Genomic DNA, 13,613 nt, shown 5'->3' with positions numbered 1-13,613 from the left:
GGCGGCGGCGGAGAACTTCCGGCGCCGCCGTACCGGGCACGCTCGGCTACGCTCCGGTGCGGATCGAGACGGCGGAGGGCCGGGCCCGGTACCGGCGCGAACGGGCCGGGTTCACCGAACGGGCGGCTCCGCTGCGGGCGAGGCTGGTCGCGCAGTGCGAGGAGTTGCTGGGATGAGGTCGTTGGTGGTCTGTGTGCTGGCCGCGTTGCTGCTGGCCGGGTGCACGTCGCGGGAGGGCGGTGTCCCGGAGGGCGGCGAACCGGACACGACGGGCCCGGTGGACCTGGCCGTGCCCATCGAGCTGCGCCCGGTGCTGGCGACGGAGTCGGCGGACCCGGCGGTGCTCGTGCTGCCCTCGGCGGACGGTGAGCAGCTCACGCTGGACGAGCCGATCTTCACGATCGACCGCCTGGACAAGGCGGAGATCAGGTACGAGGAGACCGTGCTCACCTGGGTGCTGAACCTCGACCTGGACGAGGCCGACGGCAAGTCCTTCGGCGACTGGACCGGCGACCACGTCGGTGAGCGCCTGGCGATGGTCGCGGACGACGAGGTGCTCATGGCACCGCAGATCCAGGACGCCATCACGGGCGGCGAGATCCAGATCACCGGGCGGTACACGAAGGACGAGGCCCAGGCTCTGCTGGACAAGATCACCGGCAAGTAGGGACGGCACCCCCCTCGCGAGGGGGGTGCCGTCATGCGACGTTACTGATAGGCCTCGATGGGCGGGCACGAGCAGACCAGGTTGCGGTCGCCCTTGGCGCCGTCGATGCGCCGCACCGGCGGCCACAGCTTCGGCCCGGTCGCGCCGTCCGGGTACACGGCATCCTCGCGGCTGTACGCGTGGTCCCACTTGCCCGCGATCGACTCGGCCGTGTGCGGCGCGCCGCGCAGCGGGTTGTCCTCCAGCGGCCAGTCGCCCTGCGCGACCCGGTCGATCTCGCGGCGGATCGCGATCATGGCGCCGCAGAAGCGATCCAGCTCCGCCAGGTCCTCGCTCTCGGTCGGCTCCACCATCAGCGTGCCGGCCACCGGGAACGACATCGTGGGCGCGTGCAGCCCGTAGTCGGCGAGCCGCTTCGCCACGTCGTCGACGGTGATGCCGGTGGCCTTGGTGATGCCACGCAGGTCGAGGATGCACTCGTGGGCGACGAACCCGCCAACGCCCGCGTACAGCACGGGGAAGTGTTCGTTCAGCCGCTTCGCGACGTAGTTCGCGGCGGCCACCGCGGTCATGGTCGCGCGCCGCAGCCCCGCACCACCCATCATCCGCACGTAGGCCCACGAGATCGGCAGGATCGACGCGCTGCCCCATGGCGCCGCGCTGATCGGCCCGACCCCCGTCCTGGGTCCGGCGGCAGGCTGCAGCGGGTGGTTCGGCAGGTAGGGCGCGAGATGCTCGCGCACGCCGATCGGCCCGACGCCGGGGCCGCCGCCACCGTGCGGGATGCAGAACGTCTTGTGCAGGTTGAGATGCGACACGTCGGCGCCGAACTTCCCGAAGCGTGCCAGCCCGATCAGCGCGTTGAGGTTCGCACCGTCCACATAGACCTGACCACCCGCGTCGTGCACGAGCCCGCACACGGTCCGCACCGTGTCCTCGTACACGCCGTGCGTCGACGGGTAGGTGATCATGATCGCGGCGAGGTCGTCGCGATGCGCGTCCACAGTGGACCTGAGGTGGTCCACGTCGACATTTCCGTTGTCGTCACAGCGAACCACGACCACGCGCATGCCGGCCATCGCCGCGCTGGCGGCGTTGGTGCCGTGCGCGCTCGCCGGGATGAGACAGACGTTGCGTTCGCCGTTGCCGCCTGCGCGGTGGTAGGCGCGGATCGCGAGCAGCCCGGCGAACTCGCCCTGGCTGCCCGCGTTCGGCTGCAGGCTGACCGCGTCGTACCCGGTGAGCCGCGCGAGCCAGTCCTCGAGGTCACCCACGATGTCCAGCAGCCCGGCGGCGTCGGCCGCCGGCGCGAACGGGTGCAGGCCCGCGAACTCGGGCCAGGTGATGGGCTCCATCTCGGCGGTCGCGTTGAGCTTCATGGTGCACGACCCGAGCGGGATCATGGACCGGTCGAGCGCGACGTCCTTGTCCGACAGCGCACGCAGGTACCGCAGCAGCGCGGTCTCCGAGCGGTGGGTCGAGAAGACGGGGTGCGTGAGGTACTCGGACGTGCGGGCGAGCGTGGTGGGATAGGCGTCCTCGGTGTCGATGTCGAGCTGGTCGATGTCCCCGTCCACCCCGAACGAGGCCCACAGCTTGCGCACGTGGTCCCGCGTGGTGGCCTCGTCGCAGGCGACCGCGACCCGGTCCGCCGACACGCGGCGGATGTTGATGCCCCGGTCGCGTGCGTTGCCGACGACCTCGTCGGCGCGTCCCGGCACCTCGACGAGCACGGTGTCGAAGAAGTGGTCGTGCACGACGGTCACCGCGCCGGCCCGCAGCCCGGCGGCGAACACGGCGGCCATCCGGTGTGCGCGGGTCGCGATGTTCGCCAGCCCGTCCGGCCCGTGGTAGACGGCGTACATGGAGGCGACGATCGCGAGCAGGACCTGCGCGGTGCAGATGTTGCTGGTGGCCTTCTCGCGGCGAATGTGCTGCTCACGGGTCTGCAGCGCCAGCCGGTAGGCGCGGTTTCCGTCCGCGTCGACGCTCACCCCGACCAGACGGCCGGGCAGCTGCCGCTCGAGCCCCTGCCGCACGGCGAGGTACCCGGCGTGCGGGCCGCCGAAGCCCATCGGCACGCCGAACCGCTGGGTCGACCCGGCAACGACGTCGGCCCCGATCTCACCCGGCGCCCGCAGCAGGGTCAGCGCCAGGATGTCCGCGGCGACGATGACCTGGGCGCCACGGTCGTGCGCGGCGTCGACGAGCGCGGCGTGGTCCCGCACCGCGCCACCCGCGCCGGGATAGGACAGCAGAACGCCGAAGAACTCCCCGTCCGGCAGCCCGTCGGTGAGGTCGACGACCTCGACCTCGATCCCGAGCGGCTCCGCCCGGGTCTCGATCACGGCGATGGTCTGCGGGAACGTGTCGGCGTCGACGAGGAAGCGGGACGAGGCGGCCTTCCCGGCCCGCCGCACGAGCGTCATGCCCTCCGCGGCGGCGGTGGACTCGTCGAGCATGGAGGCGTTGGCGAGCGGCAGCCCCGTCAGGTCGGCCACCATCGTCTGGAAGTTCAGCAGCGCCTCGAGCCTGCCCTGGGAGATCTCGGGCTGGTAGGGCGTGTACGCGGTGTACCAGGCCGGGGACTCGAGCACGTTGCGGAGGATGACGGGCGGGGTGACGGTGTCGTAGTACCCGAGCCCGATCATCGAGGTCAGCGGCGTGTTCCTGGCGGCGAGCCCACGCAGCTCGGCCAGTGCCTGCGCCTCGGACGCCGGCGCGGGCAGCCCCAGGTCAGGGTTCTCCTCGCGGATGGAGTCGGGCACGGCCCGCTCGACCAGCTCCTCGAGCGACCCGACCCCGATGACGTCGAGCATCCGCGCCAGCTCGGCCGGGCGGGGCCCGATGTGCCGGTCGGCGAACTGGGTGCCGTCCTCAAGGGCGGCAAGTGGGATCCGGTCCTGGGTCATCGGCGCGCCTCCGGGCGTGGGTGGGCATACGGAAAGCTGCCCTCCCCCTCTGTCCCCGCACGGTATGACGTGCGCCTGAGAGCTTCGTCCAAAGTCGATGGACTTGCACCTTCGGCGGGTCCGGTCACCCGGTCCACTTTCCAGAGGCGTCTACCCCGCGCGGTTCGGGTGCCTGAGAGGTTCCGGGGAGGAGTTGCTCCTTCGGCGCCGATTCGAGCTCGGTCTCTCCCGCGTGGGATCAGCGACTACGCCGGTAGCGTACCCCGTCCGCTCATCCGCTCGCGGCTACCGGGAAGAACGGCGTGGTGTGCACACCGGTCGGTACGTCAGCCGACGTTGCGGGCCTTGCGGCGGGCGGTCAGCTCGTCGTCGGTCATCGTCTCGACGATGCCGCCGTCTGCCCGCTCGGCCGGGAACTCGTGGATGGTCCCGTTGATCTCCTGCATGGCGCCGGACACGGCGATGCCGAAGACACCCTGCCCGCCCTGCAGCAGGTCGACGATCTCCTCTGGCGAGGTGCACTCGTAGACGGTCGTGCCGTCCGAGAACAGGGTGATCCTGGCCAGGTCACGGACCCCGCGACGACGCAGGTGTTCGACCGCGACGCGGATGTTCTGCAGCGAGACGCCGGTGTCGAGCAGGCGTTTGACCACCTTCAGGACCAGGACGTCCTTGAACGAGTAGAGCCTGGCCGAGCCGGAGCCGTGCGCACTGCGGATGGTCGGGGCGACCAGCCCGGTCCGTGCCCAGTAGTCCAGCTGGCGGTACGTGATGCCGGCGATCTGACAAGCCGCGGGCCCGCGGTAGCCGACGAGCTCGTCCGGACCGGACTGGTCCGGAAACAGCTCGCCCTGCTCTCCGGTGACGGGACCTTCCTCGACCACGCCTGCCTCCAGTTTCCTGCCACGCGCGAGCCGTCAGCTCGTCAATACGACGGTAGGTCGGCAAGGGGACAGGGTCAACGCGACGCGCGGGTGACAGGTCGCAAACCTAAACCCGAATTGGAGACTTTGTTACCAATTGGGTATCCGGCCCGGTCATGCTGGACAGCCGCATCAGGGCTCCACAGCGTCCTCGGGCCGCTCACCTCAGGTGTCGGCGCCGCGGAAGTCCTCCGGCGAGACGCTGTCGAGGAACTCGCGGAACTTCTCGACCTCGTCTTCCTGCTCGTCCGGGATGATCAGCCCGGCCTCCTGAAGCACCGAGTCCTCAGCGTGGATGGGCACCCCCACCCGCAGCGCCAGCGCCACCGAGTCGCTCGGCCGCGCGGACACCCGCACATCACCGTCGAACACGAGTTCCGCGAAGAACGTGCCCTCACGCAGATCCGTGATCCGCACCTGTTCGAGCTCCCGGCCTAACGCGCCGATCACGTCCTTGAGCAGGTCATGCGTCAGCGGCCGCGCCGGTCGCACCCCCTGCTGCTCGAGTGCGATGGCCGTGGCCTCCACCGAGCCGATCCAGATCGGGAGGTATCGCTCACCTTCGGTTTCGCGCAGTAGCAAGATCGGTTGATTGGCGGGCAGTTCCACCCGCACGCCCACGACTCGCATCTCGCTCATCGGGTTCGCCTCCCTCCGACTGGCTCAGCGAGGATGTGCATCCACCTCTTCGAGCATCGCTTATCGCTGGCGTCGACGCTACCCGCCATCCGGTTCCGACGCTTGTGCAATCCGGAGACGATCGAGTGCCGATGTCATATCGTGCCAACGACTCGTTCGACACCTTACTTCCCCGCGATGCGCCGTAGACCAGCCTTGACGAGCAACGTGTGCAGTCCCACGGACAGCGCGGCGAACTCACGGACCGTTTCGTCCGCTCTGCCGTGCTCCTTGCGGCCGTGCAAGGGTGCCACTATCTGCTCGACGAGCCCGACCTCGCGGTCGGCCGCCGCCCGGAAACCTCGCAGGTGACGGGGTTCCACGCCGAAATCGGCCAGCGCGTGCACGATGGCGGCGATCTGCGCGGACTCGCTGTCGTACAGGCCTGCCGCGCCCGGCCTGACCAGCCCGTACTGTTCCAGGTCGCTCAGCGTCGCCGCGTCGATGCCCGCGGTGTCGATCAGTTCCTCGCGGGTCATCCGCCGGATCGACCGCTCGGCGAAGTCCTCCGCGGCGGGGAGGCCGTCGACCGGGACGACCCGCAGGACGCCTGGCCGCTCGGCCGAGTCGGCGGCGTCCAGCTGTTCCTTGATGACCTTGAGCGGCAGATAGTGGTCACGCTGTGCGGCCAGCACGAAACGCAACCGATTCACGTCCTCGGCCGTGAACTGCCGGTACCCGGCGGCGGTGCGGGCAGGCTGTACCAGCCCTTCCGCCTCCAGGAACCGGATCTTCGAGATGGTGACGTCCGGGAACTCCTCGCGCAGCCTGCCGAGCACCGCACCGATGCTCAGCAGGTCGCCAGCCGGTCGACCGGCTGCCGTCACACCTGACCTCCGCTGGAGTCCGCTGACGTCGCTACGACGCGTTGGCGCCGGTGAGGAACACGAGTCGGAACTTGCCGATCTGCACCTCGTCGCCACCCGCGAGGACGGCCTGGTCCACCGGCTCCCGGTTGACGTAGGTGCCGTTCAGGCTGCCAACGTCGATCACCACGAACTCGCCGCCCTCACGCCGGAACTCGGCGTGCCTGCGGGAGACCGTGACGTCGTCGAGGAAGATGTCGCTGTCCGGGTGCCGTCCCGCGCTCGTGGTGTCGCGGTCGAGCAGGAAGCGGGAACCCGCGTTCGGCCCGCGCTTGACGACCAGGAGAGCGGAACCCGCCGGCAGAGCGTCGACACCCGCGACGGCAGGCTCCGGGGCTGGCGTCTCGGTTGCCTCGGCGTCGAGGAAGTCGGCCCGGAAGACGGAAGTCCGCTCCGGCGACTGCTCCGGCGGCACGCCGGGCCCGTCGTTGGTGCTCACCTGAGCTCTCCTCCTGCTGATGCTTGATGTCCTCACTCAACCTACCGTGCGCGATCAGGGCACGATCCGGTGACTCCCCTGGGCCTACTTGTCGGTGAGTTCCCGGTAGGCGGCGGCGTCCATCAGCGCGTCCAGCGCGGCGACGTCATCGGCGGCGATCTCGACGATCCAGCCATCGCCGTAGGGGTCGCTGTTGATCAGCTCCGGGGACTCGTCCAGGGCGGTGTTCACCGCCCTCACCTCGCCGGAGATGGGCGCGAAGATCTCCGAGACGCTCTTGGTGGACTCGACCTCGCCGAGCGGCGAGCCTGCGTCGACCTTCTCCCCCACCTTGGGCAGTTCGACGAACACGACATCGCCGAGCTGCTCCTGGGCGTAGTCGGTGATGCCGACACGCACGGTGCTGCCACCGGTGGTGGACAGCCACTCGTGCTCTTCCGTGTACTTGAGTTCTTCCGGCGTCACTGAACTTCCTCCGCGCAGCTTGGGTTTGGCCGAAGCTTAGATGGACCCGGCCCTCAGTGGTGAGCGCAGCGCCATGCGTGTCTGCACCAGGTAGAGCACTCCGGACCAGACGAACAACGCGCTGCCCCACACGACGAACGCGTAGGCCACCGGCCGGACGAACGCGGCGAAGTCGGAGCCGCCCTGCGCGATGAGCAGCAGCGGCATCGCGTACATCAGGTTGAACGTGGCGGCCTTGCCGATGTAGGTGACCTCCGGCGGGCCGAACCCGTTGCGGCGCAGCACCCAGATGCACAGCCCGACCACGAGGTCGCGGCCGACCAGGACCAGCGCGAACCACAGCGGGATGATGTCGCGCAGCACGAACGCGACGACCGTGGCCAGCGTGTACAGCCGGTCGGCGGCGGGGTCGAGGATCGCGCCCAGCTTGCTGGCCTGGTTGAGCCAGCGGGCGAGCTTGCCGTCGGCCCAGTCGGAGGCCCCGCTGTAGACCAGGATGGCCAGTGCCCAGCCGTCGGCCTCCGGGCCGAGGAGCAGCCACAGGAACACGGGAACCAGCGCGAGGCGGATCACGCTGAGCAGGTTCGGAATGGTGAGCCACCGGTCCGGGAGCTCTTCGGGCACAGCTGCCATACCCCGCAGCGTATTCGCCGGTCAGCGAGCGATGCGGGTCAGGCTCCGGCCACGGCGGCGCGGATCCGCGTCGTGGCGACCACGTAGCGGAACGACTTCGGCAGCCGGACGACACCGTCCGCGCGGACGGCTCCTGCGACCGAGGCCATGAACGCGGCACGCACCGGCACCTCCCCCACCATGCGGAGCGCCCGCAGGATCGGCTCGCTGCCGAGCATGGCGGTCCACGCTGCGCCCGCACTCGGATAGGTGGCCAGGCAGCTGACGTCGCCGCTGTGCAGGACGGTCAGCCCGGCAGCCGACAGCGCGCCGTCGAGGCCGTCGTCGGCACCTGCCGATGGCGCGAGGAGGTCGAGCCGGCGCAGGTGGCCCGCGAAGTTCTCCGCCCAGCAGCCGGACGGTCGGACCCAGCCTCCGACCGCGACCCGGCCACCGGGGCGGACCACCCGCACCAGCTCGTTCAGCACCGCCGCACGGTCCGTCCCGTTGTGCACCGACGCCCCCGTCGTCACAACGTCGAACGTGCCGCTGTCGAACGGCAGTGCCTCCCCAGGATCGACGAGCCCACCGACCCGCAGGTCGGCGTCCGGGAGCGCCCATCGAGCGATCTCCAGCCGCTCGACGGCGGTGTCCGTGCCCGCGACCAGCGCTCCCCGCTGCTCGGCGGCACACAGGAACAGCCCGACACCGCAACCGACGTCCAGCAACCGTTGCCCGTCCAGTGGACCCAACGCACCCAGGACGGCGCGGTGCAGCGGCCGGAGCTCCTGCTCCGGCAGCGGCGGCCAGTCCTGCTCACTGTCCTGCAACGGATACCCGTACATCGTTCCGGCGATCATGTCGCGCTCCCTGCCCGTCACGACCAATGCTCGCGGTCACGGCCGCCCGGCACATCGGGCATAGCCTCAGATCGGCCGCCCGGATGTCTTAGATGGCGCGCTCCACCTCACACCGCACGTGGATACTGATCGCGTGTCACGACGGGTGTCGGTGCCGGAGCTGATCGGCAGGCGGAGTGAGCTGGCCGTGCTCGGCGCCGCCCTCACGGACGCCGTCGCGGGCACCGGCAGGCTCGTGCTGGTCGAGGGCGACGCGGGGGTCGGCAAGACCCGCGTGGTCCAGGAGTTCGCCGACCGGGCCGCCCGCGACGGCGCGACCGTGCTGTCCGGCGGCTGCCTGCAGCTCGAGGCCGACATCCCCTACGCACCGTTCGAGGAGGCGCTGGGCGGGCTGCCGGACCGGCAGGGGCTGTTCCGCGGCGGCACCGACCGGGCCACCGAGTTCCGCCGGGTCGCGGACATGATCGCGGCCGCTGGCAGGCCCGTCGTGCTGGTGCTGGAGGACCTGCACTGGGCGGACGCGTCGACACGGGACCTGTTCGTGTTCCTGCAGCGAGCACTGCGGCACGCGCCGGTGCTGCAGATCGGCACGCACCGCACCGGCGAGGTCGGCGGCGACCACCCGGTGGCGGGCATGGTCGCCGAGCTGGGCAGGCTGCCGCACACCGAGCGGTTGCGGATGCCGCCGCTCGACCCGGCGGAGACGACCGCGCTGGCCCGCGGTCTGCTCGGCGTTGAGCCCGGCGGCGAGATGGTGAAGGTGCTGCTGATCCGCGCCGAGGGCAACCCGTTCTTCACCGAGGAGCTGATCGCGGCGTGGCCCGCGCGCGGCGAGGTGCCGCAGACCGTGCGCGAGGTGGTGATCACCCGGCTGGCCCGGCTGACCGAGGGCGCGCGGCAGCTGTCCCGGCTCGCGTCGGTGATCGGCCGCTCGGTGTCCCACGACCTGCTCGCGGAGCTGGCCGCGCTGTCGGGGGTGGACATCGGCGGCTCGGTGCGGGACCTGATCCACCACGGGCAGCTGGTGACCGCTGGCGACGACGGCTACGCGTTCCGGCACGCGCTGATCCGCGAGGCGATCTACGCCGACCTGCTGCCAGGTGAGCGCCGGGCCGCGCACGCGCGGGTGGCCAGGCTGCTCGCCGCCCGGCCGACCCCGGTCGCGGAACTGGCGCACCACTGGGACGCGGCCGGTGAGGCGGACGAGGCGCTGGCTGCGTCCGTGCGTGCCGGTGAGTCGGCGGCCGCGGCGTTCGCGTCCGCTGAGGCGCACGCGCACTACGAACGCGCGCTGCGGCGCTGGCCGGGGGCGTCGGACCCGGAGGCGCTGACCGGGCTGGACCTGGCGACCCTGCTGGACCGGGCCGCGGCGGCCGCCAGCATCGCGTCCCGCAACGCACGCGCCGTCGAGCTGACGCGGGAGCGGCTGGCCCTGCTCGACCCCGTGCGGGAGCCGGAGCGGGCCGCGGTCGCGTACGCGGAGCTGGCGCACCGGGCGTGGGCGTCGGCGGACTGGCCGCTCGCCAGGTCGGCCAACCGGCGCGCCCTGGAACTGATCCCGGCCGACTCGCCGGAACGGGTCGCGATCATGGCGCACCGGGTGGGGCTCGCGATGCTGCAGTCCCGGCACCGCGAGGCGCTGCGGTTCGCACGTGAGCTGATCCCGGTGGCGCAGGCCGCCGGCGACACCAGGTCGTACGCGCGCGGCCTGATGGTGCTGGGGATCAGCTCGATCGGCACCGGGCAGATCGAGGACGGGCTCGGGTACCTGCGCAACCACCTCGCGCTCGCGAACGAGACGCGGGACCCGAGGATGATCGGCGTCAGCTACGCCAACCACACCGAGGCGCTGGTGTGGGTGGACCGGCCGGAGGAGGCGCTCGCCCTGTCCCGCGAGGGCATCGCGCGGGCGAGCGAGTTCGGTTTCGACTTCTACCTGCTGCTGATCGTCGGCAACCAGGTCCGTGCGCTCGCCGAGCTGTCCCGCTGGGACGAGGCGCTCGACACCACCGACGACCCGACCGACCAGGGCGCCGACGCGTTCACGCGCCTGCCGGTGGACCAGACACGCGCGGACGTGTACCTCAAACGCGGTGACGTCGCGGCCGCGGCGGCACTGCTGGCCCCGGCGGCGGCCACCCTGGCCGGCCAGGACGACGTGCAGTTCGGTACCGAGCTGTCGGCACTGCAGGCGTTGATGGCGCTCCAGGAGGGCCGCTGGGCGGACGCGCGGGCGGCGGTCCGCGAAGGGCTGCGGGTGGCCCTCTCGGCGGACAACCAGCACCGCGCGGCCCGGCTGACCGCGATCGGCGTGCGGGTGGAGGCGGACGCGGCCCACGACGACGGGCTCACGCGAGCGGACGAGATCCTCGCCGCTGGCGAGGCCCACCTCGCGGCGCTGACCGAGGACGGCGCCGTGCCGCTGCCGAGGACGCTGCGCTCGCTGGCACTGGCACGTGCGGAACGAACCCGGCTCGCGTCGCCGGACCCGGCGGCGTGGTCGACGGTCGCCGGGATCGCCGCCCACGACCGGCACCTGCTGGGCTACGCGCGGTTCCGGGAGGCGGAGGCCCTGCTGCTCGGCCGGGGTCTGCGGCCGAGGGCGGTGACCGCGCTGACGGAGGCGGCCGGGATCGCGGCGTCGCTGGGCGCGATCCCGCTGGCGAAGGACGTGCGAGCGCTGGCCGAACGAGCCCGCCTGACGCTGCCGACGGTCGCCGCCACCCCGGCGGCGGAGGACCCGCACGGGCTCACCGCACGGGAGGTGGAGGTGCTGGCACTCGTCGGCCTGGGCCGCACCAACGCCGAGATCGCGGCGGCACTGTTCATCAGCACGAAGACGGCGAGCGTCCACGTGTCGAACATCCTGCGCAAACTCGGCCTGAAGAGCCGCATCCAGGCCGCGGCGGTCGCCCAACGCCGCGACCTGACCTGACGCCTGACGCCCGCAACGGAGCGAGTTGTCCACAGCAGGGTGAGTTGTCCACAGCCACCCCGCGAACCCCCACCCATGTCACCCCCAGCCGGTAAACTGGCATGGCGGGACGCCCCCGGGATCGGGTGGGGGTTGCGTCGCGCGCGAGGCTTCTGCGAACCGTTCGGATGGTCAGGAGGCCGGGTCCGGTACCGGGACTCCCCGTGGTGCGAGTTCATCCACGACGCCCGCCTTGTCGCTGCGGGGCCGGCCGAACCACGACGCGACCGCGGCGACGAGGCTCGCGACGATCGCGAACCAGAACGCGATGTGCAGGCCGTCCGCGAACGGTTCCGTCACCAGGCTCGGGAAGAAGCTGTGCCCGGTCAGGAACCCCGCCTGGTCCGGCGGCAGCCCGCCCAGCGAACCGCCAAGCAGGTGCTCGATCGGGTTGTAGCCGAGGAACGCGGCGAACAGAACGGCGACCGCGGGCAGTTGCGCCAACTCGTTCGCGGCGTCGGCGGGCACACCGTGCGCGGTGAGGCCCGTGCTCATGGCGGCAGGCAGCGTCGTCGACAGCCCGGCGATGATCAGGCTGAAGAAGATGCCGATCGACAGCACCATCGCCGAGTTCTGGAAGGTGGCCGTCATGCCGGCGCCCGCGCCGCGCGCGTTGCCGGGCAGGCTCGACATGACCTCCGCGCGGTTCGGCGAGGTGAACATGCCCATGCCGATCCCGTTGGCCACCAGCAGCGCGGCGAACAGCGGGTACGGGAAGTTCACCGGCAGCTCGGTGAGCAGGAAGAACGTGAGTGCCGTCAGCACCATGCCGCCGGTGGTGAAGAACGCGGCCCCGCGCCGGTCGGACAGCACACCGGACAGCGGCGCGGCGATCAGGAAGCCGACGGTCATGGGCAGCATGTAGATGCCCGCCCACAGCGGCGTCTCCTCGTAGGAGTAGCCGTGCTGCGGCAGCCAGATGCCCTGCAGCCAGATGATCAGGATGAACTGCAGACCACCACGGCCGAGCGAGGCCATCAGGTTCGCGAGGTTGCCGAGGCTGTACACCCGGATCTTGAACAGTGACAGGTCGAACAACGGGTTCTCGGTACGCAGCTCTATCCAGGCGAACAGGCCGAGCACCGCCAGCCCGCCGATCAGCGAACCCAGGACCCACGGGTTCGTCCAGCCCATCGGATGACCGCCGTACGGCTGGAGTCCGTAGGTGATCGCGACCATCACCGCGATCAGCCCCACCGCGAAGGTGATATTGCCGCCCCAGTCGAGGTTTGCCTTCTGCCGCGGCGAGGTGTCGTGCAGTTTCAGGTACGCCCAGATCGTGCCGATCACGCCGAACGGGACGGACACGAGGAACACCAGGTGCCAGTTGATCGGGGCCAGCACGCCGCCGACGACGAGACCGAGGAACGAGCCCGCGACCGCGGCCACGCCGTTGATGCCGAGCGCGAGACCGCGCTGGTTGGCGGGGAACGCGTCGGTGAGGATCGCGCTCGAGTTGGCCATGAGGAACGCGCCGCCGATGCCCTGGACTACGCGCCAGCCGATGAGCCAGAGCGCGGCCGCGTCCCCGGACATCCAGGTGACCGCGAGCAGGATCGACGAGATCGTGAAGATCAGGAAGCCGAGGTTGTACATGCGGGCACGCCCGTACATGTCGCCAAGGCGCCCGAAGCTGACCACCAGCACGGCGGTGACGACCAGGAAGCCCATGATCATCCACAGCAGGTAGCTGGTGTTGGCCGGATCGAGCGGGTTGATCCCGATTCCCTTGAACACGTCCGGCAACGCGATCAGCACGATCGACGAGTTGATCGTCGCGATCAGCATGCCCAGCGTGGTGTTGGACAGCGCGATCCACTTGTAGTGCGGGCCGAGTTCGGCGAGCGACCGCACACGCGACACGGTGAAGACCTCCTCCGTCAGGTTCGTTCGCAAGACTAACCCCGATTGTTCGCCTTGCTAAAGACCTGGTGGCGGAGATCATGCCCACCCAACCAAGATTCCAGAAAAAGCCCACACCAATACGCCCACCATGTCGCAAAAGCCGCTTTCCCCCACGAACCGACCCCCAAAACCCGCGAGTCCACGGTTCGGAACCCGCGAGTCTTCGGTTCAGGACCCGCGAGTCGTCCGTTCAGGACCCCCGAGTTGGCGGTTCAGGACCCGAGTTGGCGGTTCAGGACCCCCCGTTGGCGGTTCGCGTCACCCCCTGGCTGGTTCCGAACCGCGAACTCGCGGGTTCCGAACCGAAGACTC

Annotated in this window: 11 protein-coding genes and 2 riboswitches; of the genes, 2 read left to right on the top strand and 9 right to left on the bottom strand. The window is 70.6% G+C overall.

What is annotated here, in order from left to right:
- Window positions 1-172: 172 nt before the first annotated feature.
- Entirely contained in the window at window positions 173-667 is a 495-nt protein-coding gene (locus tag WBA97_RS24870) for a SecDF P1 head subdomain-containing protein (protein WP_424233325.1), read from the top strand.
- Window positions 668-708: 41 nt separating this feature from the next.
- Here the strand turns inward: WBA97_RS24870 and gcvP are convergent, their stop codons facing one another.
- From gcvP to WBA97_RS24830, 8 genes are all read right to left on the bottom strand, one after another.
- The gene (gcvP, locus tag WBA97_RS24865) at window positions 709-3,579 is read right to left on the bottom strand and encodes an aminomethyl-transferring glycine dehydrogenase (RefSeq protein WP_424233324.1); all 2,871 of its coding nucleotides are present in this window, start codon (window positions 3,577-3,579) and stop codon (window positions 709-711) included.
- Between the two features lie 39 nt (window positions 3,580-3,618).
- Window positions 3,619-3,729, bottom strand: a riboswitch (glycine riboswitch).
- A riboswitch (glycine riboswitch) is annotated at window positions 3,730-3,820 on the bottom strand.
- 85 nt (window positions 3,821-3,905) lie between these two features.
- Window positions 3,906-4,463: a MerR family transcriptional regulator gene (locus tag WBA97_RS24860; protein WP_424233323.1), complete on the bottom strand. Its 558-nt coding sequence runs from the start codon at window positions 4,461-4,463 to the stop codon at window positions 3,906-3,908.
- A 204-nt stretch (window positions 4,464-4,667) separates the two neighbouring features.
- On the bottom strand, window positions 4,668-5,141 hold the full coding sequence (locus WBA97_RS24855; RefSeq protein WP_054046144.1) for a bifunctional nuclease family protein: 474 nt from the start codon (window positions 5,139-5,141) through the stop codon (window positions 4,668-4,670).
- Window positions 5,142-5,305: 164 nt separating this feature from the next.
- On the bottom strand, window positions 5,306-6,007 hold the full coding sequence (locus WBA97_RS24850) for a MerR family transcriptional regulator (RefSeq protein ID WP_424233322.1): 702 nt from the start codon (window positions 6,005-6,007) through the stop codon (window positions 5,306-5,308).
- 31 nt (window positions 6,008-6,038) lie between these two features.
- Window positions 6,039-6,485 carry a glycogen accumulation regulator GarA gene (gene garA, locus WBA97_RS24845; protein WP_424233321.1) on the bottom strand — a complete coding sequence of 149 codons (447 nt, stop codon included), beginning with the start codon at window positions 6,483-6,485 and terminating at the stop codon, window positions 6,039-6,041.
- Window positions 6,486-6,569: 84 nt separating this feature from the next.
- Window positions 6,570-6,950 (bottom strand): glycine cleavage system protein GcvH, encoded by a 381-nt coding sequence (gcvH, locus tag WBA97_RS24840; RefSeq protein WP_424233320.1) that lies wholly within the window; start codon window positions 6,948-6,950, stop codon window positions 6,570-6,572.
- 36 nt (window positions 6,951-6,986) lie between these two features.
- On the bottom strand, window positions 6,987-7,583 hold the full coding sequence (locus WBA97_RS24835) for a CDP-alcohol phosphatidyltransferase family protein (RefSeq protein ID WP_424233319.1): 597 nt from the start codon (window positions 7,581-7,583) through the stop codon (window positions 6,987-6,989).
- 38 nt (window positions 7,584-7,621) lie between these two features.
- Window positions 7,622-8,422 (bottom strand): class I SAM-dependent methyltransferase, encoded by an 801-nt coding sequence (locus WBA97_RS24830; protein WP_424233318.1) that lies wholly within the window; start codon window positions 8,420-8,422, stop codon window positions 7,622-7,624.
- Window positions 8,423-8,555: 133 nt separating this feature from the next.
- On the opposite strand from WBA97_RS24830, the gene WBA97_RS24825 reads away from it, so the two are divergent.
- A complete protein-coding gene (locus WBA97_RS24825) occupies window positions 8,556-11,357 on the top strand; it encodes a helix-turn-helix transcriptional regulator (protein WP_424233317.1) in 2,802 nt (933 codons plus the stop codon).
- Window positions 11,358-11,528: 171 nt separating this feature from the next.
- Here the strand turns inward: WBA97_RS24825 and WBA97_RS24820 are convergent, their stop codons facing one another.
- Window positions 11,529-13,184, bottom strand: coding sequence for an MFS transporter (locus tag WBA97_RS24820; protein WP_424233356.1), 1,656 nt, complete (start codon window positions 13,182-13,184; stop codon window positions 11,529-11,531).
- Window positions 13,185-13,613 lie beyond the last annotated feature (429 nt).

Origin of the sequence: Actinophytocola sp. (genome assembly GCF_049647105.1) — a bacterium.
Classification (GTDB): Bacteria; Actinomycetota; Actinomycetes; order Mycobacteriales; family Pseudonocardiaceae; genus Actinophytocola.
This window is presented reverse-complemented; position numbering and strand designations above follow the sequence as displayed.

Bases quoted from the DNA above. Each gene is read 5' to 3' on its own strand.
- WBA97_RS24870 (WP_424233325.1), top strand. From the start codon at position 173: ATGAGGTCGTTGGTGGTCTGTGTGCTGGCCGCGTTGCTGCTGGCCGGG.
- gcvP (WP_424233324.1), bottom strand. From the start codon at position 3,579: ATGACCCAGGACCGGATCCCACTTGCCGCCCTTGAGGACGGCACCCAG.
- WBA97_RS24855 (WP_054046144.1), bottom strand. From the start codon at position 5,141: ATGAGCGAGATGCGAGTCGTGGGCGTGCGGGTGGAACTGCCCGCCAAT.
- WBA97_RS24835 (WP_424233319.1), bottom strand. From the start codon at position 7,583: ATGGCAGCTGTGCCCGAAGAGCTCCCGGACCGGTGGCTCACCATTCCG.
- WBA97_RS24830 (WP_424233318.1), bottom strand. From the start codon at position 8,422: ATGATCGCCGGAACGATGTACGGGTATCCGTTGCAGGACAGTGAGCAG.
- WBA97_RS24820 (WP_424233356.1), bottom strand. From the start codon at position 13,184: ATGCTGATCGCGACGATCAACTCGTCGATCGTGCTGATCGCGTTGCCG.